Annotated in this window: 21 protein-coding genes and 1 tRNA gene; 6 read left to right on the top strand and 16 right to left on the bottom strand. The window is 69.3% G+C overall.

What is annotated here, in order from left to right; translation table 11 throughout:
- Positions 1-49: 49 nt before the first annotated feature.
- Positions 50-631 (bottom strand): glutathione S-transferase family protein, encoded by a 582-nt coding sequence (locus AC1RN5_RS05210; RefSeq protein ID WP_493040175.1) that lies wholly within the window; start codon positions 629-631, stop codon positions 50-52.
- Between the two features lie 167 nt (positions 632-798).
- Between AC1RN5_RS05210 and AC1RN5_RS05205 the strand changes: the two genes are divergently transcribed.
- Both AC1RN5_RS05205 and AC1RN5_RS05200 read left to right on the top strand, forming a co-directional pair.
- Entirely contained in the window at positions 799-1,278 is a 480-nt protein-coding gene (locus AC1RN5_RS05205) for a 3D domain-containing protein (RefSeq protein ID WP_493040174.1), read from the top strand.
- Between the two features lie 95 nt (positions 1,279-1,373).
- Complete coding sequence (locus AC1RN5_RS05200) at positions 1,374-1,943, top strand: AAA family ATPase (protein WP_493040173.1); 570 nt, start codon at positions 1,374-1,376, stop codon at positions 1,941-1,943.
- Here the strand turns inward: AC1RN5_RS05200 and AC1RN5_RS05195 are convergent.
- Genes AC1RN5_RS05195 through cobA form a run of 6 tightly spaced genes read right to left on the bottom strand, consistent with a single transcriptional unit; the run spans position 1,910 to position 6,831 of the window.
- On the bottom strand, positions 1,910-2,719 hold the full coding sequence (locus AC1RN5_RS05195; RefSeq protein WP_421932161.1) for a ferredoxin--NADP reductase: 810 nt from the start codon (positions 2,717-2,719) through the stop codon (positions 1,910-1,912). The genes AC1RN5_RS05200 and AC1RN5_RS05195 overlap by 34 nt on opposite strands.
- Positions 2,720-2,738: 19 nt before the next feature.
- A complete protein-coding gene (locus AC1RN5_RS05190) occupies positions 2,739-3,476 on the bottom strand; it encodes a phosphoadenylyl-sulfate reductase (RefSeq protein WP_493040172.1) in 738 nt (245 codons plus the stop codon).
- A gap of 2 nt (positions 3,477-3,478) precedes the next feature.
- Positions 3,479-3,982 (bottom strand): DUF934 domain-containing protein, encoded by a 504-nt coding sequence (locus AC1RN5_RS05185; protein ID WP_493040171.1) that lies wholly within the window; start codon positions 3,980-3,982, stop codon positions 3,479-3,481.
- Positions 3,966-5,621, bottom strand: a complete 1,656-nt coding sequence (locus tag AC1RN5_RS05180) for a nitrite/sulfite reductase (protein WP_493040170.1) — start codon at positions 5,619-5,621, stop codon at positions 3,966-3,968. The genes AC1RN5_RS05185 and AC1RN5_RS05180 overlap by 17 nt, the downstream gene beginning before the upstream one ends.
- 5 nt (positions 5,622-5,626) lie before the next feature.
- Entirely contained in the window at positions 5,627-5,986 is a 360-nt protein-coding gene (locus tag AC1RN5_RS05175; protein ID WP_493040169.1) for a DUF2849 domain-containing protein, read from the bottom strand.
- Positions 5,983-6,831, bottom strand: coding sequence for a uroporphyrinogen-III C-methyltransferase (gene cobA, locus AC1RN5_RS05170; RefSeq protein ID WP_493040168.1), 849 nt, complete (start codon positions 6,829-6,831; stop codon positions 5,983-5,985). Before cobA ends, AC1RN5_RS05175 begins: the two co-directional genes overlap by 4 nt.
- Positions 6,832-7,008: 177 nt before the next feature.
- Between cobA and gcvA the strand changes: the two genes are divergently transcribed.
- Positions 7,009-7,965, top strand: a complete 957-nt coding sequence (gene gcvA / locus AC1RN5_RS05165; protein WP_493040167.1) for a transcriptional regulator GcvA — start codon at positions 7,009-7,011, stop codon at positions 7,963-7,965.
- A 4-nt stretch (positions 7,966-7,969) separates the two neighbouring features.
- Here the strand turns inward: gcvA and AC1RN5_RS05160 are convergent, their stop codons facing one another.
- The 3 genes from AC1RN5_RS05160 to AC1RN5_RS05150 all read right to left on the bottom strand — a co-directional run bounded on the left by AC1RN5_RS05160 (position 7,970) and on the right by AC1RN5_RS05150 (position 11,744).
- Entirely contained in the window at positions 7,970-9,601 is a 1,632-nt protein-coding gene (locus AC1RN5_RS05160; protein ID WP_493040166.1) for a Na+/H+ antiporter, read from the bottom strand.
- An 80-nt stretch (positions 9,602-9,681) separates the two neighbouring features.
- A complete protein-coding gene (locus AC1RN5_RS05155; protein WP_493040165.1) occupies positions 9,682-11,490 on the bottom strand; it encodes a flavin-containing monooxygenase in 1,809 nt (602 codons plus the stop codon).
- Between the two features lie 178 nt (positions 11,491-11,668).
- Positions 11,669-11,744, bottom strand: a tRNA-Lys gene (locus AC1RN5_RS05150).
- A 93-nt stretch (positions 11,745-11,837) separates the two neighbouring features.
- Between AC1RN5_RS05150 and AC1RN5_RS05145 the strand changes: the two genes are divergently transcribed.
- A complete protein-coding gene (locus tag AC1RN5_RS05145; protein ID WP_493040164.1) occupies positions 11,838-12,188 on the top strand; it encodes an Hpt domain-containing protein in 351 nt (116 codons plus the stop codon).
- Here the strand turns inward: AC1RN5_RS05145 and AC1RN5_RS05140 are convergent.
- The 4 genes from AC1RN5_RS05140 to AC1RN5_RS05125 all read right to left on the bottom strand — a co-directional run bounded on the left by AC1RN5_RS05140 (position 12,185) and on the right by AC1RN5_RS05125 (position 15,476).
- Complete coding sequence (locus tag AC1RN5_RS05140) at positions 12,185-13,621, bottom strand: coniferyl aldehyde dehydrogenase (RefSeq protein WP_493040163.1); 1,437 nt, start codon at positions 13,619-13,621, stop codon at positions 12,185-12,187. The genes AC1RN5_RS05145 and AC1RN5_RS05140 overlap by 4 nt on opposite strands.
- A gap of 82 nt (positions 13,622-13,703) precedes the next feature.
- Positions 13,704-14,303 (bottom strand): glutathione S-transferase family protein, encoded by a 600-nt coding sequence (locus AC1RN5_RS05135; protein ID WP_493040162.1) that lies wholly within the window; start codon positions 14,301-14,303, stop codon positions 13,704-13,706.
- 55 nt (positions 14,304-14,358) lie between these two features.
- On the bottom strand, positions 14,359-15,144 hold the full coding sequence (locus AC1RN5_RS05130; RefSeq protein WP_493040161.1) for a sulfite exporter TauE/SafE family protein: 786 nt from the start codon (positions 15,142-15,144) through the stop codon (positions 14,359-14,361).
- A 2-nt stretch (positions 15,145-15,146) separates the two neighbouring features.
- Positions 15,147-15,476 (bottom strand): ArsR/SmtB family transcription factor, encoded by a 330-nt coding sequence (locus AC1RN5_RS05125; protein ID WP_493040160.1) that lies wholly within the window; start codon positions 15,474-15,476, stop codon positions 15,147-15,149.
- A 74-nt stretch (positions 15,477-15,550) separates the two neighbouring features.
- On the opposite strand from AC1RN5_RS05125, the gene AC1RN5_RS05120 reads away from it, so the two are divergent.
- Both AC1RN5_RS05120 and AC1RN5_RS05115 read left to right on the top strand, forming a co-directional pair.
- A complete protein-coding gene (locus AC1RN5_RS05120; RefSeq protein WP_493040159.1) occupies positions 15,551-16,411 on the top strand; it encodes an MBL fold metallo-hydrolase in 861 nt (286 codons plus the stop codon).
- Between the two features lie 33 nt (positions 16,412-16,444).
- Positions 16,445-16,918, top strand: a complete 474-nt coding sequence (locus AC1RN5_RS05115) for an AAA family ATPase (RefSeq protein WP_493040158.1) — start codon at positions 16,445-16,447, stop codon at positions 16,916-16,918.
- Here the strand turns inward: AC1RN5_RS05115 and AC1RN5_RS05110 are convergent.
- Together AC1RN5_RS05110 and AC1RN5_RS05105 are read right to left on the bottom strand one after the other, a co-directional pair.
- On the bottom strand, positions 16,915-19,656 hold the full coding sequence (locus tag AC1RN5_RS05110) for a PAS domain S-box protein (RefSeq protein WP_493040157.1): 2,742 nt from the start codon (positions 19,654-19,656) through the stop codon (positions 16,915-16,917). The genes AC1RN5_RS05115 and AC1RN5_RS05110 overlap by 4 nt on opposite strands.
- A 122-nt stretch (positions 19,657-19,778) precedes the next feature.
- Positions 19,779-20,186 carry a response regulator gene (locus AC1RN5_RS05105; protein ID WP_493040156.1) on the bottom strand — a complete coding sequence of 136 codons (408 nt, stop codon included), beginning with the start codon at positions 20,184-20,186 and terminating at the stop codon, positions 19,779-19,781.
- Positions 20,187-20,367: the final 181 nt, after the last annotated feature.

Raw genomic sequence — 20,367 nt, 5'->3', positions numbered from 1 at the left:
CGCCGCCGGATCCGCGACGCGGCGATTTCACCGCAACGTCGCAGACGCCTCAGGCGATGTTCAACGCCGTCTCGACCCGGCCGATCCAGGCCTGGACCTTGGGATAGTCGGCCAGCCGGAACCCGCCGTCCCCGGCCTCGCGGGTGTAGGCCACCAGGGCGACGTCGGCGAGGCTGACGCGGTCGCCCACCAGGAAGGGCTGGGCCGCCAGGCCGTCCTCCAGCCGCTGCAGGGCGGCCTTGCCGCGGTCCACCAGCCGCGGCTCCAGATCGGCGACCGGCTTGCCCTGGAAGCGCACCTGGAAGCGGGCGACGGCCACATAGGGCTCGTGGCTGTACTGTTCCCAGAACATCCACTCCAGCATGCGGGCCCGCTCATAGGCGTCGGCGGGGATCAGATCCGAGCCTTCGGCCAGGTGCAGGATGATGGCGTTGGACTGGGCCAGGGGCCGGCCGTCGTCCAGGATCACGGCGGGCACCTGGCCGGCCGGGTTCATCGCCAGGAATTCCGGCGTTCGGGTCGCCGCCTTCATGACGTCGGTCTCGATCCAGTCATAGGAAAGCCCGAGATGATCCGCCGTCCATTTCACCTTCAGGCAGTTGCCCGAGATGGAGTCGCCGTAGATGCGCATGTGCAGGCCCCCGTTGCTGGCGGCTGTTGATAGACCAAGACTCTGGCCGCGCAATCGAAGCTGTCTGCAGGCGCCTGTGAGTAAGCCTAATAGCGGGGTTGCCCTGGCCCCAGAGTCCCGGTACTCAGACGGCCGCTGACAGATCAACGACGAAGGAGGACGCCGTCATGGGACGCCGCCTCGCCGCCCTGGCCGCCCTTCCCCTTCTGGCTTTCGGAGGTGGAGCGCACGCCGCTCCGTCCGACCCCATCGGGGACCTCTTGATGAACGCCCTCACCGGGACTCTGCCCGGTTCGGCCGACTTCCGCCTGAAGGCCACCCTCTACCATGCCGGCGCCAAGGGCGTGGGCGGACTGGACTCCCTGGGCTGCAAGGTGGTGGCCATGCGCACCGCCGCCATCGACCGCAACCTGATCCCCCGCCGCACCGTCCTGTTCATCAAGGAAACCGTCGGCCTGCCCATGCCCGACGGCTCCACCCACGACGGCTACTGGTACGCCTCCGACGTCGGCGGCGCGATCAAGGGCGCCAGGATCGACCTGTTCACCGGCATCGGCTCGGGCTCGATGAAGCCCATGCGGCCCCTGAACCTGGCCCAGCTCACGGTCGTCAAGGCCGGCGAATTCAAGGGCTGCCCGCCCCGCTAGGCGGGCCCCGCGCCGCCGAGGCGCGACGATTTTCCCCGGACGGCTCCCCGTCGGCCCCTTGGCCGGCGCGAAACTCCATGCCTTCGAGGACTCCCATGCTGAAATCCAACTTCTTCGTCCTGACCGGCGGTCCCGGCGCCGGCAAGACCACCCTCATCGAGCACCTGCGAAGCCAGGGCGAGCTCTGCGTCGACGAGACGGCGCGGGCGGTGATCCGCGAGCAGGCGGCCAGCGGCGGGACCGCCCTGCCCTGGGGCGATCAGCAGGCCTACTGGCGGGAGACCTCCCGCCGCGACGTGGCGCTCTATGACGGCCTGGCCGGCGAGACCCGCGCCGTCTTCTTCGACCGCGGGGTGGTGGACGACCTGGCCTGGGCGCGGACGGCGGACTTCGCCCCCGATCCGGACCTGGTGGCCCAGCTGGAGGCGCGGGCCTGCAATGTCCACGTCTTCACCTTCCCGCCCTGGGCGGAGATCTATGTGCAGGACGCCGAGCGCAAGCAGGACTTCGCCGAGGCCGTGCAGACCTATGACCGCATCGTCGCGACCCTGTGGCGCCTGGACTACCGGGTGGTGGAGGTTCCCAGGACCACCGTGGCCGCCCGCGCCGACTTCCTGCGCGGCGTGATCGCTCAGGTCTCGACGAAGGCGCGTTCCAGCACGTAGTCGCCGGGCGCGGCCAGCGAGCCCTCGACATAGCCGCGGGCCTCCAGCAGCACCTTGAGGTCGGCCAGGACCGAGGGGCCGCCGCACAGCATCAGGCGGTCGACGGCGGGGTCCAGGGGCGGCAGGCCCAGGTCCTCGAAGATCTTGCCCGAGGCGATCAGGTCGGTGATCCGGCCCTGGTGCTTGAAGGGCTCGCGGGTGACGGTGGGATAGTAGCGCAGCTTCGGCGCGACGATCTCGCCGAGGATCTCGTCATTGGGCAGGTCGCGCTCGAACAGCTCGCGATAGTTCAGATCGGCGACGTTGCGCACCGTGTGGGTGACGATGACCTCGTCGAAGCGGTCATAGACCTCGGGGTCGCGCGCCAGGCTGAGCCAGGGGGCCAGGCCGGTGCCGGTGCCCAGCATGTAGAGGCGCTTGCCGGGCTTCAGCCCGTCCAGCACCAGGGTGCCGGTGGGCTTCTTGCCGATCAGGACCTGGTCGCCGACCTGGATCTTCTGCAGCCGCGAGGTCAGAGGCCCGCTCTCCACCTTGATGGAATAGAATTCCAGCTCGTCGTGCCAGGACGGCGAGGCGATGGAATAGGCGCGCAGCAGCGGCTTGCCGTCCACCTCCAGCCCCACCATGACGAACTGGCCGCTCTGGAAGCGGAAGGCCGGGTCCCGCGTGGTGCGGAACGAGAACAGGCTGTCGGTCCAGTGCTGGACCCAGGTCACGGTCTCATGGAGGAAGGCGCCGGCCTTCTTGGCCGGGGCGGCGGCGGTCACATCGGTCATGATCAGTTCGCTTCAGAAGCTAGATATCGCCGCCGACATTGGTCACGGCGTCGGGCGCGCGGGCGACATGTATGCCGCATTCGGTCTTTTCGGAACCCGCCCAGCGGCCGGCGCGCACATCTTCGCCCTCTTCCACCGGCTTGGTGCAGGGCCAGCAGCCGATCGACGGGAAGCCCTGGGCCACCAGGGGATGGGCCGGCAGGTCGTGCTGGGCCATGTAGGCGTCCAGCTCGGTCTTGCCCCAGTTGGCCAGGGGATTGAACTTCACCTGGCCGTCGGCCTGCTCCACCACCGGCAGGGACAGGCGGTCGCCGCCGTGGAAACGCTTGCGCCCGGTGATCCAGGCGTCGAAGTCCTTCAGGGCGCTGTCGAGGGGGATCACCTTGCGGATATTGCAGCAGGCGTCGGTGTCGGTCTGCCAGAGGTTGGCCTTGGGATCGACGGTGGCCAGGTCGGTATAGAGCGGCCGCAGGTCGCGCACATCGGTCAGGCCCAGCTTGGCGGCCAGGTTGCGGCGGTAGTCCAGGGTCTGGCCAAACAGCATGCCGGTGTCGAGGAACATGATCGGCATGTCCGGCTTGATCCTGGAGACCATGTGCAGCAGCACCGCGGACTCCGCCCCGAAGGAGGAGACCAGGGCCAGCCTGTCGCCGAAGGTCTCGACGGCCGATTCCAGCACCGTCGCCGGATGGGCGTGGCGCAGTTCGGCGTCGAGGCGCAGGGCGATCTGCGGGCGTTCCAGTTGATCAAAGGCCATGCTCAGGACTCCGCGCGCTCGACGAAGGCCGGGGTGCGGCCGTCGGCGGCGCGTTGATAGACGTGACGATGACGATTGGCGGCGTGGGCCCATTGCTCCGGGGTCGAGCCGTCGGCGGGTTCGAAGCTGTCGCAGCCGCAGCGGGTGAGGAAGTTGGCCTCCTCGCGCAGGACCTCGCCCACGGCGCGGATCTCGCCCTTGAAGCCGAAGCGCTCGCGCAGCAGGTGGGCCGAGGAGAAGCCGCGGCCGTCCCGGTACTTGGGGAAGGCGACGGCGACGACGGCCAGCTTGGGCAGGTCGTAGGCGAGCGCCTCGACCTCCTCGTCCGGCTCGATGCGGACCCCCACGGCGCGGCCCTGGGAGATCAGGGCGTCGCCCTCGGCGGAGAACCGGGTGAGCGAGATGATCACGTCGCCCTGGGGCAGGCCCTGGTCGTCGGCGACATAGGTGAAGGGGTCGTCGGCGGAAACGAAGCGGCCGTCGATGATCCTAATGAACTTCGGCATAGACAGCCTCCTTGAAGGGGGCGACGCCCGTGCGGCGGAAGGTGTCGAGGAAGCGCTCGCCCTCGGCGCGCTCGCGCAGATAGACCTCGACGATGGTGTCGATGGCGTCGGTGACGCGGTCGGCCGGAAGGGCCGGACCCAGCATCTTGCCGACCTCGGCGTCCTCGGCCCCGGAGCCGCCCAGGGTGAGCTGGTAGAACTCCTCGCCCTTCTTATCGACCCCCAGGATGCCGATGTGGCCGACATGGTGGTGCCCGCAGGCGTTGATGCAGCCGCTGATCTTGATCTTCAGCTCCCCCACCAGCTCGGCGCGATCCTGATCGGCGAAGCGGGTGGCGATGTCCTGGGCGATGGGGATGGCGCGCGCATTGGCGAGCGCGCAGTAGTCCAGGCCCGGGCAGGCGATGATGTCGGTGATCAGGTTGATGTTGGGCGTGCCCAGGCCCGCGGCGGCCAGCGCCCTATAGACCGCGTGGGCGTCGTCCAGCTTCACGTGCGGCAGCACCAGGTTCTGCTCGTGGGTCACCCGGATGTCGTTCTGGCCGTAGCGCTCGCCCAGGTCGGCCACCACGTCCATCTGGTCGGAGGTGGCGTCGCCGGGCGTCTCGCCGATCCCCTTCAGGGAGATCTCCACGATGGTGTAGCCGGGCCGCTTGTGGGGCTTGAGGTTGTTGCGGGCGAAGCGGGCGAAGGCCGGATCGGCGGCCTTGGCGGCCTCGAAGGCCTCGGAGCGGTTCACCAGGGTGTCGAAGGACTTCGGCGCGAAGGCCGCCCGGATGCGGGCGATCTCCAGGTCGGGCATGTCGGCGTTCGGACCGACCTTCTCCCACTCCTCCTCGACCTGGCGGCGGAACTCCTCGGCGCCCAGGGCGGCCACCAGGATCTTGATGCGCGCCTTGTAGCTGTTGTCCCGGCGGCCGTGGCGATTGTAGACGCGCAGGATGGCGTCCAGGTACGAGAACAGCCGGTTGGCCGGCAGGAACTCGCGGATGGTCGGGCCGACATAGGGCGTGCGCCCCATCCCGCCGCCGACGATCACCTCAAAGCCCATCGTCCCGTCGCGGGCGCGGCGGACCACCAGGCCGATGTCGTGGACCCGGGCCGCCGTGCGGTCCTTGGGCGCGGCGGTGACCGCGAACTTGAACTTGCGCGGCAGGTGGCTGAACTCGGGATGCAGCATCGACCACTGGCGGATGGCCTCGGACCAGACGCGCGGGTCGTCGATCTCCTCGGCCGTCGCCCCGGCATAGGGGTCCGACGTGACGTTGCGGATGCAGTTGCCGCTGGTCTGGATGGAATGCAGGTCGACGCTGGCCAGCTCCTCCAGGATGGCGGGCGTTTCGCGCAGCTTGATCCAGTGGAACTGCAGGTTGGTGCGGGTGGTGAAGTGGCCGTAGCCCTTGTCGTACTTCCGTCCGATATCCGCCAGCTTGCGAAGTTGGGTCGCGTTCAGCGAGCCATAGGGGATGGCGACCCGCAGCATGTAGGCGTGGAGCTGCAGGTAGAGACCGTTCCGCAGACGCAGCATCTTGAACTGGTCTTCGGTGATCTCGCCCGAAAGCCGGCGTTCCACCTGTTCCTTGAACTCGGCGGCCCGGTCGGCCAGGAATTCCTTGTCGAGGGTGTCGTACTGATACATCGGCCCTACTTACGCTTGATCAGGTTGACGCGGCCGGTGGAGCGCGAGGCGCCGGCGGCGCGCCGCAGGGCCTCGATGGCCGCGCCCCCCTCGGCCTGCTTGCCATGGGTCGGGTGGTTGAGAGGGCCAAGGGCCCGGATGCGTTCGCGGAAGCTGAGGGGCGCCCAGAGCCCCTCGCTCTCGATCAGGTCGATCAGATAGACGTCGATCACGGTGTTGGGCTGGGACTTGCCCTGGCCCTCGGCGGCCTCGCCGCTGGCGTCGTCGGCGAACAGCTCGGCGTCGACGAACCGCTCCACCCAGGCGCCCTTGTTCCAGAACACGACCTCGCCGTCCTCCAGGCGATTGGCGGTCAAGGCTTTCATGATCCCACTCCCCGCTCGAGGCCCCGAGCCTCGAGGCTTTGAACAATCTCCGCGGTCCCGGCCTGGGCGAGCGCCATGGCCTCGCCGACGATCAGTAGGGCGGGACCTGAAATCCCGGCGGCGGCCTCCGCCAGGCCCGCCAGGTCGGTGACCACCCGGCGCTCGTCGGCGCGGCTGGCGTTCTCGACGATCAGGGCGGGCGTCGACCCCACACGGCCGGCGGCCATCAGGCGGCTGGCGATGCCGGCCGCGGTGGAGAGGCCCATATAGATGACGACGGTATGGTTGGGCTTGGCCAGGCTCGCCCAGTCCAGGTCGGGCTCGGCGCCGGCCGCGGCGTGGCCGGTGACGAAGGTGACGGCCTGGGCCGCGCCGCGATGGGTGAGCGGGGCGCCGGCGTCGGCGGCGGCGGCCAGGGCCGCGGTGACGCCGGGGACAACGTGGCAGGCGACGCCGGCCTCGCGGCAGGCTTCCAGCTCCTCGCCGCCCCGGCCGAAGATGAAGGGATCGCCGCCCTTCAGCCGGACGACCGTCAGGCCGTCCAGGGCGAAGGCCACGAGCATCCTGTTGATCTCGCCTTGGGCGTAGGAATGGCGCGACTTGCGCTTGGCGACGCTGATCCGGCGGGCGGCGGCCGGCGCCAGGTCGAGGATCTCGTCGCTCACCAGGCCGTCATGGACCACCACGTCGGCGGTCGCCAGCACGCGGAAGGCCTTCAGGGTCAGTAGCTCGGGGTCGCCGGGGCCGGCGCCCACCAGCCAGACCGACCCGGCCTCGCGCGCGCCCTCGCCGCCCAGGACGACCAGGCGGTTGGCGGTCTTGGCCTTGGACGAGCGCTGCGGCATGGGCTTTAGGTTCTCTAACGACCAGACTTGAAACCTGAAGCGGGACGGGTGTAAGGCCCGCCCCGCTGGATGTCCGCCGGTGAAAAGGGCCTATACACCGCCGGACGCTTGCAAACTGGCGACGTAAGGCCCAATTCGCAAGCCAAGGTCTTCTGCCGGGGCTGTCAGGAAAACTCCATGGAACGCGACGCACAGCGCCGCCGATTGCCGCCCCTCAACGCGCTGCGCGCGTTCGAGGCCGCCGCGCGCCACCTGAACTTCTCCCGCGCCGCCGACGAGCTGTCGGTGACCCCCGGGGCGGTGAGCCAGCAGATCCAGAACCTGGAAGACTATGTGGGCGCGGCCCTCTTCAAGCGCACGCCCAAGGGTCTGCTGCTGACCGACGCGGCCCAGACCGCCCTGCCCGCCCTGCGCGAGGCCTTCGACCGCCTGGCCGAGGCCGCCTCCATGCTGACGGCCGCGGTGGACGGCCGCCGCCTGACCCTGACCGCCGCCCCCTCCTTCGCCGCCAAGTGGCTGGTGCCGAGGCTCGGCAAGTTCGAGGAGCTGCATCCGCAGGTGGACGTCTGGCTGTCGGCGGGCCTGGAGCTGGTGGACCTCACCGCCGGCGAGGTGGACGTGGCCATCCGCTACGGCGCCGGCCGCTATCCGGGGCTGGAGGTCCGCCGGCTGATCGGCGAGACCGTGGTCCCGGTGCTGAGCCCGGAGCTGCACGCCAGCCATCCGCTGAACTCTCCGGCCGACCTGCTGGGCCACACCCTGCTGCACGACGGCTCGCCGGAGCCCGACGACAGCTGCCCCGACTGGACCATGTGGCTGGCCGCCCGGGGCGTGAAGGGGGTCGACGGCACCCGCGGCCCGCGCTTCAACCAGTCCAGCATGGTGATCGAGGCCGCCGTCAACGGCCGCGGCGTGGCCCTGGCCAAGCGGACCCTGGCCCAGGCCGACATCGACGCCGGCCGCCTGATCTCGCCGCTGCAGATCTCGACGGCCGTGGACTTCGCCTATTACGTCGTCCACCCCAAGGCCAAGGGCCGCCTGCCCCAGGTGAAGGCCTTCATCGCCTGGATCACCGCCGAGGCCGAGGCCCACGAGCTGGCGTTGCAGGCGTTGGACAACGGGGCCGGGATCTAGCCCATCAGAGGCGGTAGCGCGCCTCCAGCAGGTCGATTTCGCGGACGATCTTGCGGGCGGTCTCGCCGTCCAGTTCGTGCTCGCGGGCCATGCGGAAGATCTCGTCACGCTCGGCGCTGAGCCCGGCGACGCGGAGTTGGCGCTCGATCTGCTCGACCTTGCGGTTGAGGGCGGCGGCTTCCGGGCTCTCGAGGCGCCCGTCGATCCGCTCGCGGTACAGCTCCATGATCCGGGACGAGGCGTCGGTATAGAGGTCGGCGTCGGGACGCCCCTCCCCCAGGGCGTGCTGGGCGTTCTCGATGGCCTTGATCGCCGCCTGGGCCGCTGTGATGCGGGCCCGGTCGGTCTCGGCCTGGCGCGAGGGCTCGGGGGGCAGCTGGAGATTCTTCAGCAGGCTGGGCAGGCCGGCGCTGGCCACCACCAGGGAGACGATGATCACGCCGGCGGCCAGGAAGATCGCCAGGTCGCGCCCGGGGAAGGCGGTTCCGTCGGTCAGGGTCAGCGGCAGGGTGAGGACCCCGGCCAGGGTGATCGCGCCCCGCACCCCGGCGAGCGACATGCCGATCACCAGCCGCCCGTTCACGGCCGGCGGCTTCTCCCCCCGGCGCTGGGCGCGGAACAGGGTCCAGCGCAGGGAGGCCCAGACCCAGATGAGCCGCAGGGCGCCCAGGGCGGCGCTGATCGCCAGGACATAGACCGCCAGCCACCAGGGCTCGCTGTGGCCGGTGAGCCGGACGGTCTCGCCGGCCTTGGCGAGGATGCCCGGCATCTGCTCCCCCAGCAGGACGAAGATCACCCCGTTGGCGGTGAACTGCACGGTGTCCCAGACGGCGGTGCGCCGCACGCGGGTGACCGCCAGGGCCTGGCCCGTCTGCTCCATGAACCCCATGGTCACCCCGGCGGCGACGGCGGCCAGGATGCCGGAACAGTGGAAGTGCTCGGCCAGCAGATAGGCGCCGAAGGGGATGAGCAGGCTGATGAGGATCTGGGCGCTGGTGTCCTCCCCCAGATAGCTGGTCACCCACTGCTTGGCCCGCACCACGCCCCAGGTGACGCAGACCCCCAGGGCGACCCCGCCGAACGCCACCCAGACGAAGGTGACGAGGGCCTCCTGGAACGAGAAGGTCCCCGTCAGCATGGCGGCCACCGCGAAGCGCATGCAGACCAGGCCCGAGGCGTCGTTGAGCATGGATTCGCCCTCGAGGATGTGCATCATCCGCTTGGGGATAGGGGCGCGGGCGGCGATGGCGCTCACCGCGATCGGGTCGGTGGGGGAGACCACGGCGGCCAGCGCCATGGCCACGGGCAGCGGCATGGCGGGGATCAGCCAGTGGATCAGGAACCCCACCCCGATGACGGTGAGGATCACCAGGCCGAGGGCCAGCTCCAGGACCGTCGCCCGGTCGCGCAGCAGGTCGTCCTTGGGAATCCGCCAGCCGTCCAGGAACAGCAGGGGCGGCAGGAACAGCAGGAAGAAGAGCTCGGGCTCGAGCTCCACCGTCGGGACGATGGACAGCGCGATCACCGCCCCCAGGGCGATCTGGACCAGGGGCAGGGGTAGCCGGGTCAGGCGGGCCAAGGAGCCGCTGAGGATCACCGCCAGCAGCAGCAGAAGGATGGTGACGACGGACTCCAAGAGCGCTCCCTGCCGTCACCGCCGGCGAGGGTCGACGGTGACTCGGGGGACTATGCGTCAGGGGGCTGGGCTCCGAAAGCTCAGCGGAAGGCCAGGCCCTCGAACTGGCCGGAATTGCGCCAGGCGTCGATATACTTGAAGAAGGCCGTGGCCCCGGCCGGATAGCCGACGTTCAGCTTGGCCGCCGGGCCCGGGTCCTGGCCCTCGTTGTTGTAGTAGCCCGGCGTGCAGTCGGGCGCGCCCATCATGCGGCCCATGCCGGTGAGCAGCAGCTGCACCCAGGCGTCCTGGGCCTCCTGCGTCACCTCCACCTGCTTGGCGCCGACGTCGAGGGCGTGCTTGACGGTCATGGCGATGGTGCGGCCCGACTCCGTCAGGTTGTGGGGCACGTTGGAGATCAGGTTCGCGCCCTGGGTGGGCTGGACGAAGAAGGCGTTGGGGAAGCCGTGCACATGGATGCCGTGCTTGGACTTCATGCCCTCCCCCCAGGCCTCCGACAGCTTGAGGCCGTCGCGGCCGGTCAGGTCGAAGCCGGCGCGGCGCTTGTATTCGGTGCCGACCTCGAAGCCCGAGGCGTAGATGATGCAGTCGACCTCGTACTCCACCCCGGCCACCACGAAGCCCCGCTCGGTGATCCGCTCCACGCCCTGGCCGTCGGTGTCGACCAGGGTGGTGCTGGGCTCGTTGAAGGCCTGCAGATAGGCGTCATGGAAGCAGGGCCGCTTGCAGAGCTGGCGGTACCAGGCCTTCAGCTTCTCGGCGGTCTCGCGGTCCTTGACGATGGCCTCGGCGCGGGCGCGGATCTCCTCCATCTTCTCGAAGTCGCTGTCCTCATAGGCCGCCAGCATCTTCTGCGGGGTCAGGTCCTCCCGGGGCAGCTGCGCGATCTTGGCGCGGATGCGGCGCGACAGGTCGGTCCAGCCGTCCTGGACCAGGTCCTCCTCGGCGTTCCCGCCCGCCTGGTTGGCGGTGAAGTTCTCCAGCCAGCGCTGCTGCCAGCCCGGAGTGGCGATGGAGGCGAACCATTCCGGGTCGATGGGCTTGTTGGCACGGACGTCCACCGAGGAGGGCGTGCGCTGGACGACGAAGAGCTGTTTGCAGGCCTTGGCCAGGTGCGGGACCGCCTGGACCGAGGTGGCGCCGGTGCCGATGATCGCCACCCGCTTGTCGGCGAGTTTCTCCATCTTGGCGCCCTTGGGGTCGCCGCCGGTATAGTCGTAGTCCCACCGGCTGGTGTGGAACGAGTGGCCCTTGAAGCTCTCGATGCCAGGAATGCCCGGCAATTTGGGCACGTGAAGCGGCCCGGTCCCCAGGCCGATGAAGCTGGCGGTGAAGCGGTCGCCGCGGTTGGTGGAGATCACCCAGCGGGCGTTGGCGTCGTCCCAAGACAGGTCCTCCACCTCGGTGTGGAAGAGCGCGTTGTCATAGAGGCCGTACTGCTTGCCGATGCGCTGGCACTGTTCGAGGATCTCCGGCGCGTGAGCGTACTTCTCCGTCGGCATGTGCCCGGTCTCTTCGAGCAGGGGCATGTAGATCATCGAGGCGGTATCGCACTGGGCGCCCGGATAGCGGTTCCAGTACCAGGTGCCCCCGAAGTCGCCGCCCTTCTCGATGATGCGCACGTCGGTGACGCCCTGCTCCACCAGCCGGGCCCCGGTCACCAGGCCCGCGAAGCCGCCGCCGACGAAGGCGAAGGTGACGTGGTCGGTCTTGGGCTCGCGTTCGACGCGCGGGGTGTAGGGGTCCTCCAGGTAGTGGGCCAGATTGCCCTTCACCTGCAGGTACTGGGAATTGCCATCGGCCCGCAGGCGCTTGTCGCGCTCGGCGACGTACTTGGCCAGCAGGGCCTTCTTGTCGATGACTTTCGCTGTCGGGACCTCAGTGGTCATGGCAATGGCCTTCGTCTTAAATTCAAAGAAAACAAACACCTGAGCCGCCAGGGCCGGAGTCGTAACTTAGAAGATAGAGTATGGCGCCGGCCAAGGCTACCCGCAGCGACGTTTCTCCACGCGCCAGGCGGCGGCGGTTCTGTTGTGAAGTTCTGGAAAAGTCCGTCCACCAAGCGAATGGTGGGTGCAGTAGGATTCGAACCTACGACCCGCTGATTAAGAGTCAGCTGCTCTACCAACTGAGCTATGCACCCGTACCGTTTGAGTCCCGCGAGGGGCTTGGCGGCAAGGGCGCGGAACATACTTGAAGCCTCGCCGAAAGCAAGGCGGGTTGGGGGACGAATTTTTTGGCCAGGCGAGACCTTACCGGCGCGGTGGATTTTGGCTTCCTCGAGGACTTCGCCGCGGGCGACGCCGAGGTGATCGACGAGGTGCTCGCCCTGTTCCGGGAACAGGCCGCCATGTGGTCGACGATGCTCGATCCGGCCAGCGAGGGCTGGCTCGACGCGGTGCACACCATCAAGGGCGCGGCGCGCGGCGTCGGGGCCTTCGCCCTGGGCGACGCCTGCGAGACCGCCGAGACCCAAGGGGCCGTGCGCCTGGAGAGCGTCCGCGTCGCTCTCCAGGCCGCCCTGGCCGATGTGGCCGCCTACGCCCACGAGCGGGCGCTGCTGTCCCTGAAGACGCCGAAGGCCTAGCGCTTCATCGCCCCGGCCAGGTACTTGCGGATGCCCGGGCCGTAGGGCGGGCGCATCTGCACCAGGGGACCGATGTCCTTCTTGATCTGGGTGTAGATGGACTTGCGGTGGCTGAACTCGCGGAAGCCGTCGACCCCGTGATAGCTGCCCATGCCCGAGGGGCCGACGCCGCCGAAGGGCAGCTCCTCCTGGGCGACGTGGAAGATCACGTCGTTGATGGTCACCCCGCCGGCGGTGGTGCCGGCCAGGACCTTCTCCTTCTCCGCGGCGTCGTCGCCGAAATAGTAGAGGCCTAGCGGCCGGTCATGGCTGTTCACATAGGCGATGGCCTCGTCGACGCCGCCGGAATAGGTCTTCACCGGCAGGACCGGGCCGAAGATCTCCTCCTGCATGACCTTCATGTCGTCGGTGGGGTCGATGATCAGGGTCGGGGCGATCTTGCGGTGTTCCTGCTGGGTCAGGTCCTCGCCCTCGGGTTTCATCTCGATGACGCGCAGGCCCCGGGCGCGGGCCTCGTCCACATAGCCCTTGATGCGGTCGTAGTGCCGGTCGGCGACGATGGCGGTGTAGTCGGGATTGTCGCGGATGGTCGGGAACATCTTGGACACCGCGCCCTGGGCGTGGCCGATGAAGTCCTCCAGCTGGTCCCTGGGGGCCATGACATAGTCGGGCGCCAGGCAGATCTGGCCGGCGTTGAGGGTCTTGCCGTTCATCACCCGGGCCGCCGCCGTGGCCATGTCGGCGGACTTCGACAGGATCACCGGGCTCTTGCCCCCCAGCTCCAGGGTAAGCGGCACCAGGTTGGCCGACGCCGCCCGCATCACGTGACGGGCGATGGAGGTCGCGCCGGTGAAGATCAGATGGTCGAAGGCCAGGTCGGAGAAGGCCTGGCCCACCTCCGGCCCGCCGGTGATCACCGCGATCTCCTCCTCGGAGAAGACGCTGGCGAACATGGCGGCCATCAGCTCCGACGTGGCCGGGGTGAATTCCGAGGGCTTGATCAGGGCCCGGTTGCCGGCGGCCAGCACGCCCGCCAGGGGGGCGAAGGTCAGGTTCACCGGGAAGTTCCAGGGGCTGATGATCCCCACCACGCCCTTGGGCTGGAAGCGAACCTCGGCCTTGGCGCCGAACAGGCCCAGGATCGCCGGGGTGGTCTTGCGCTTCTCCGGCCGCATCCACTTGGTCAGGTGATCGCGCGCGTGCTTGAGCGGGCCGATCGAGCCGGCGATGTCGGTGAAGGCCGTGGCCTCCCGGGAGCGGGAGCCGAAGTCGGTGTTCAGCGCCTGCTCGATGGCCTCGCGGTGGTCGATCAGCAGGCCGATGCAGCGGTCGATGCGGGCGATGCGCTGCTCGGCCGTGGGCGCGCCATCGCGCAGGTGGGCGGCCTTCTGCTTGGCCAGCAGGGCGTTCATCGAGGCGGCGTCGTGGGCCATGGTCGTCTGTCCTCCGGTCGTGGGCGGCTCTTGGGTCGGCCGCCGCGGAGACAGGATAACAGGGTTTCGCCCTGCCGTTGGGTCAGGCCGGAGCGGTGGATTTCAGCGAGGGGCGCTCGGAGATCGCGGCGAAGAAGGCGGCCAGCTTCGGACGGCTGGCACGCCAGTCGTGGGCGGCGAAGCGGAAGTCCAGATAGCCCAGGGCGCAGGCGACGGCGATGTCGGCCAGGCTGGGGTTTTCGGCGTCGCGGGGGCCTGCCTCGAAGAGGTCCAGGGCGCGGTCGATCTTGCCCATCTGGCCGGCGATCCAGTCGGGCCAGCGCAGGGGCTCGGGGCGCAGGGCCACCTCGTAGCGGGCCAGGAGGGCCGCATCCAGCAGGCCATCGGCGGCCGACACCTCCGTCAGCACCGACCAGCGGGCCTCGCCGGCGGGGGGCGTCAGGGGCTTGCCGGCCAGGCTGTCGAGGTACTCGCAGATCACCCGGCTGTCATGGATCGCCACGCCGTCATCGCGCAGCAGGGCCGGAATCTTGGCCAGGGGATTGGCGGCGGCCAGCGCCGGATCGGGGGCGCCGGCGGGATTGGCGCCGACCTGGACCACCTCCAGGGCGACCCCCAGCTCCTGGGCGACGACGAGGACCTTGCGGGCATAGGGCGAGGCCGGGGAATAGAAGAGCTTCATGGGAGGTCTCCGCGCCGAGGATGTCCCGCCTTATGTCGCAGGCCCGCGCCAGGGGCTAGCCCAGGATGTGCAGGGCGCGCAGGGCGACATAGGCCGCCGTGGCGATGACGAAGAGGGCGAAGACCCGGCGGGCGATGGCGGCCCGATCGGCCAGGGCGTTGGCGACGGGGCCGCCAGCCAGGGCGCCGACGCCGCCCCCCGCCACCAGGGCCAGGAAGACCGCCCAGTCGATCTGGCCGGAGACCGCGTAGCTGGCGCTGGTCGCCGCCCCGAACAGCACCACCGAGACCAGGGACGAGGCCGCGGCGTGGGCCATGGTCATGCCGGTCGCCGCCATCAGCCCCGGCACGATGAGGAAGCCGCCGCCGATACCGAAGAAGCCGGCGGCCAGGCCCACCAGCAGGCCCAGCGGCGCCAGCTTGGCGGTGAGCGCCGGGGTGAGGGTCACGAAGGGATCGCCCGCCGCCTTGCGCGGGATCAGCATGGAGCCCCCCACCGCGGCCATGGCCACGGCGAACCACAGGATGAGGGCGCCGCCGTCCACCTGCTTGGCCAGGTGGGCGCCGACCAGGGAGCCGATCAGGCCCGAGACGGCGAACACGCTCGCGCAGCGCCACTTCACCCGGCCGGCCCGGGCCTGGGCGCCAAGCCCCACCAGGGCGTTCACCGCCACGGCGGCGGCCGACGTGCCGATGGCGACGTGGGGATCGCGCACGCCGACCACGTAGAGCAGCAGGGGCGTGGCCAGGACCGAACCCCCACCCCCGAACACCGAGAGCAGCAGGCCGATCACCGCCCCCCCGACGACGGCGAGGACCAGGCTGAGGATCGGGAGTTCCATGGTCAGGTCGCCCCCCCGTCGGTCGGACAGAAGATCTCCGCCAAGGTCGCCACCACCCGCATCGCGGCGGGGTCGGCGATCCGATACCAGATGGTCTGGGCGTCGCGGCGGGTGGCGACGATCCCCTCCTCGCGTAGCACCGCCAGATGCTGGGACAGGGCGGACTGGGACAGACCAACCCGGGTCTGGAGCTCCCCCACCGATCGCTCGCCGTCCCCCAGCTGACACAGGATCAGCAGGCGCCGCTCGTTGCCGAGCGCCCGCAGCAGCTTCGCCGCCTCGGCGGCCCGGGGCTCGAACAGGGTGATGTCGAAGTTCGCGAGGTCGACCATGCCGCTCTATATATCAGTTGATTCTAAATTAGCAACTTCTTATATACAGGCCAACGCCATTGGAGGCTCCGTTCATGACACCCAAGGTTCAGGCCTTTTTCGATCCCGCCACCTCGACCGCCACCTATCTGGTGTCCGATCCCGCGACCGGAGCGGCCGCGATCATAGACCCGGTGCTGGACTTCGAACCCAAGGGCGCCCGGCTCTCCACCGGCTCGGCCGACGCCGTGCTGGCCGCCATCGCCGAGCAGGGCCTGACGCTCACCTATGTCCTGGAGACCCACGCCCACGCCGACCACCTGTCGGCCGCCGACCATATCCGCCGCCGGACCGGGGCGCCGGTGGTGATCGGCGCGGCGATCACCCAGGTCCAGAAGGCCTTCGCCCCGATGTTCGAGGCCGACGACCTGAAGCCCGCCGGGGGCGACTTCGACCGGCTGGTGCGGGAGGGGGACGAACTCCCTCTGGGTGACCTGGCCATCTCGGTGTTGCACACCCCCGGCCACACCCCGGCCTGCGTCACCTACCTGATCGGCGACGCGGCCTTCATCGGCGACACGCTGTTCATGCCCGATTACGGGACCGCGCGGGCCGACTTCCCCGGCGGCGACGCGCACGCCCTCTACCGGTCCATCCGGAAGATCCTGGCCCTGCCGCCGCAGACCCGCGTCTTCGTGGGGCACGACTACCTGCCGGAGGGGCGCACCGAGACACGATGGGAGACCACGGTGGCCGAGGAGAAAGCCCACAATGTCCACGCCCACGAGGGCGTCGACGAGGCCGCCTTCGTGGCCATGCGCCAGGCCCGCGACGCCACCCTGCCCCCGCCGACCCTGATCCTGCCCGCCCTGCAGGTGAACATCCGCGCGGGCGCCCTGCCCCAGGCGTCGGCCGCGGGGCGGGTGTTCCTGAAGCTGCCGGTGACGATGGCCTAGGCCCGCGCCCGCCGCCGGGCTAGGTGTCGGGCCATGACCCGCATCATCCTTCTGGGCTGCGCCGGCGCCGGCAAGACGACGCTGGCGCGGCGGCTGGCGGCGGCGACCGGGGCGCCGGTGATCGACCTGGACGAGATCTGGCGCTCGCGGACCCAGGAGACGCCGGAGTTCCGGGCGACCCTGGCCGCGCTGCATGCCGGCGAGGCCTGGATCAGCGACGGGAATTTCGCCGCGGTGACCTTCGATCTGCGCCTGCCTCGCGCCGACCTGGTGGTGTGGCTGGAGCGGCCGCGGCTGGTCTGCGCCTGGCGTGCGATCGCCCGCGTGTTCCGGGCCGGGGAGATGCATCGGCCCGGCGATCTGCTCACCGTGCTGCGGTTCATCTGGGGCTTCAACCGCCGCAACCGCCCCCGCATCGAGGCGACGCGGAAGCAATACGGGGCGAATGTCCCTGTGGTCCGCCTGCGGACCGACCGGGAGGTCGACGCCTTCGTGACGACCCTCTAGGCCGCCACCGCCTCGGCGCGATCGAGGCAGGCCGTGAGGTCGGTGTGCCCCTGGCGGGCGGCGGCGAGGTCGGCGGTCTCGGCGGCGGCCTCCAGGGCCGCGCCGAGATCGGTGATGGCCTGGAAGCCGTAGGCCGCGCCGGAGCCGCGCATGTTGTGGCCCAGGATGGTGACGGTTTCGAAGTCCCCGGCGTCGAGGGCCACGAGGATGGCTTCGGCGCTCTGCCGGCAGTTTCGCAGATAGGCCGGCACCCGGGCGGCGATCTTGCGCGCCAGGGCGCCCGGCTCCCGCTCGGGCGGAGCGGCCGCGGCGGGGGCCTGTTCCCGGATCGCCCGCAGCAGCACGTCCTGCTTGATGGGCTTGGTCAGGAAGGCGGTGCAGCCGGCCGCCAGGCAGGTCTCCCGGTCGCCTTTCAGGGCCGCGGCGGTGAGCGCCACGATCGGGGTCGACGCGCGGCCGTTGGCCAGCTCGAAGGCGCGCATGGTCCGGGTGGCGGCCAGGCCGTCCATCACCGGCATCTGGCGGTCCATCAGCACCAGGTCGTATCGCCCGGCGGCGAACATCTCGCAGGCCACGGCGCCGTTCTCGGCGATCTCGACCCGGTAGGGGGTGTCCTCGAGATAGGCGAGGGTGATGGTGCAGTTGTCGGGGGAATCCTCGGCCAGCAGGATGCGCAGGGGCGGCAGGGGCGCCTGGACCCCCTCCCCGGCCTGTTCCAGGACCGGGCGGTCGACGTCGGCCCAGACCTCGAGCGGCGCGGTGAAGGTGAAGACGCTGCCCTTGCCCATCTCGCTCTGGGCCCAGATGCGGCCTCCCATCAGCTCCACCAGGCGTTTGCAGATGGTGAGGCCCAGGCCCGAGCCGCCGAAACGGCGGGTGGTGGAGGAGTCAGCCTGGGTGAAGCGTTCGAACACCCGCCCGAGCTTGTCCTGCGGAATGCCGATGCCGGTGTCGGTGACCACGAAGCGCAGGGCGGTGGGGCTGGAGGACTCGGTGTCGAGCTCCACCCGCAGGCTGACGCCGCCGGTCTCGGTGAACTTGATGGCGTTGCCCAACAGGTTGAGCAGGACCTGACGCAGGCGGGTGGGATCCCCCACGAGGTCCAGATGGACGTCCGAGGCGATCACCCAGTCGAGGGTCAGGCCCTTTTCCTGGGCGCGACCGGCGACGATCTCGATCACCTTCTCCAGATGGTCGTTGAGCCGGAAGCCGGTCTGTTCCAGCTCCAGCTGCGAGGCCTCGACCTTGGAGAGGTCCAGGATGTCGTTGATCAGGTTGAGCAGGTTGTCGCCGGCGCGGCGGAAGATCTGCACGTACTTGTCCTGCTCGGCGGTGAGCGAGGTCTTGGCCAGCAGGTCGGCGATGCCCATGATGGCGTTCATCGGCGTGCGGATCTCGTGGCTCATGCTGGCCAGGAAGTCGGACTTGGTGCGGCTGGCGCTCTCGGCCACGGCGCGGGCCTGCTGAAGCTCGGCCTCGAAGCGCTTCCGCTCGGTGACGTCGCGGGCGGCGGCGAACACCCCCTCCAGCTTGCGGTTGCGGTCGTAGAAGGTGGTGGCGTTGTAGGAGACCACCGTCTGGGCGCCGTCGCGGGCCCGCGCGGTCAGCTCGTAGTCGGTGACCGACTTCTCGCGCAGGACGCGCTTGATCGCCGCCTCGGCCCGGCGCGGGTCGGTGAAGTAGTCCTTGAAGGGCGCGCCGATCAGTTCGTCGCGGGTGCAGCCGGTGAGCGCCTCCATCTGCCGGTTCACGTCGGTGATGATCCCCGACGGATCGGTGGTCATCAGGGCGTCGATGTTCGATTCGATCAGGGAGCGGGTGTAGAACTGCTGGTCCCGCAGCTTCTGGTCGGACTTCTTCTGCTCCTCCTCCACCTGCTTGCGGGCGGTGTTGTCGGTGCCGATCAGCAGGTAGCCGATGATGCCGCCGCGAACGTCGCGCAGGGCGGTGACCGAGACCACGGCCGGGAAGCGGCTGCCATCCTTGCGGATATAGGTCAGCTCGTAGATGTCCTCGATGCCGCGCGAGGCCTTGAAGACCAGGGCCTCGAAGCCCGGGGTGATGGGGGTGCCGAGCTCCATGCTCAACTCTTCGGCCCGGGCGATCAGCTCCTGGGGGTCGGAAATGTCGGCCGGGGTGATCTTGTTCACCACCTCGGCGGCGGCGTAGCCCAGCATCTGCTCGGCGCCGACATTGAAGATCTGGATCACCCCATTGGCGTCGGTGGCGATGCTGGAGAAGTTGGCGCTGTTGAAGATGGCGCTCTGCAGGGCGCCGGCCTTCAGCAGGGCCTCCTCGGCCTGCTTGCGGGCGGTGTTGTCGGTGCCGATCAGCAGGTAGCCGATGATGTCGCCGCGGTCGTCGCGCAGGGCGGTCACCGAGACCACGGCCGGGAAGCGGCTGCCGTCCTTGCGGATATAGGTCAGCTCATAGATGTCCTCGATGCCGCGCGAGGCCTTGAAGACCAGGGCCTCGAAGCCCGGGGTGATGGGGGTGCCGAGCTCCATGCTCAACTCTTCGGCCCGGGCGATCAGCTCCTGGGGGTCGGAGATGTCGGCCGGGGTGATCTTGTTCATCACCTCGGCGGCGGCGTAGCCCAGCATCTGCTCGGCGCCGACATTGAAGATCTGGATCACCCCATTGGCGTCGGTGGCGATGCTGGAGAAGTTGGCGCTGTTGAAGATGGCGCTCTGCAGGGCGCCGGCCTTCAGCAGGGCTTCCTCGGCCTGCTCGCGCATGGTGTCGTCGGCGGCCTGGGCGACGGCGAGGCGGGAGCGGGCCTCGCGGAGTTGCGTTTCGATGCTGTTCTGTCCCGTGACTTTAGGGCGTTGGCGCGCGGGAATCCGGCGTCGGTCGGCGATCAGTCGGCGAGGAGCTGGGTGACGGAGTCCTGCAGCTGTTTCTCGCTGTAGGGCTTCTGGAGATAGCGGGCGCCCTCCACGAACCGGGCGCGCATGTCGTCGGTCAGGGTGTTGCCGGTGGTGTAGAGCACGCGCAGCGAGGGCCGCAGGCCGACGGCGCGGTCGGCCAGGTCATAGCCGCCCGACGACATGGTCTTGAGGCGGATGTCGGAGAACATGGCGTCGAAGGGTTGGGTGGAGTTCAGGAAGCCCAGGGCCTCGCTCATGTCGCCGGCCTGGGCCGTGACGTGACCCAGGTCTTCGAGGATCAGGCCCGCGATCTCGCGGACAAAGACGTCGTCTTCGACGATCAGGATGTTGGCGATCGGATTTCCTTCGGCCGAGGCGGCCAGACCCGAAGACGCCAACGTCGTCGGTTTGGCCGGACAGCATTGACCTAAAGAATGCGACTCGCATTCGAGAGAGTTAGGAGACCACCCGATTGCGGCTTATTTCCGCAAGCGACCGGTTATGTCGGCAAACCCACCCTAGCACCCGCCCGCCGGTTCCCTCTGACGAATAATGACTTATTCGACGCGACGGGCGCGA

The sequence above is a fragment of the Phenylobacterium sp. GW821-FHT12F10 genome (assembly GCF_058806695.1).
Note: the sequence above shows the minus strand (reverse complement) of the source record. Positions and strands in the feature narration are given on the sequence as shown.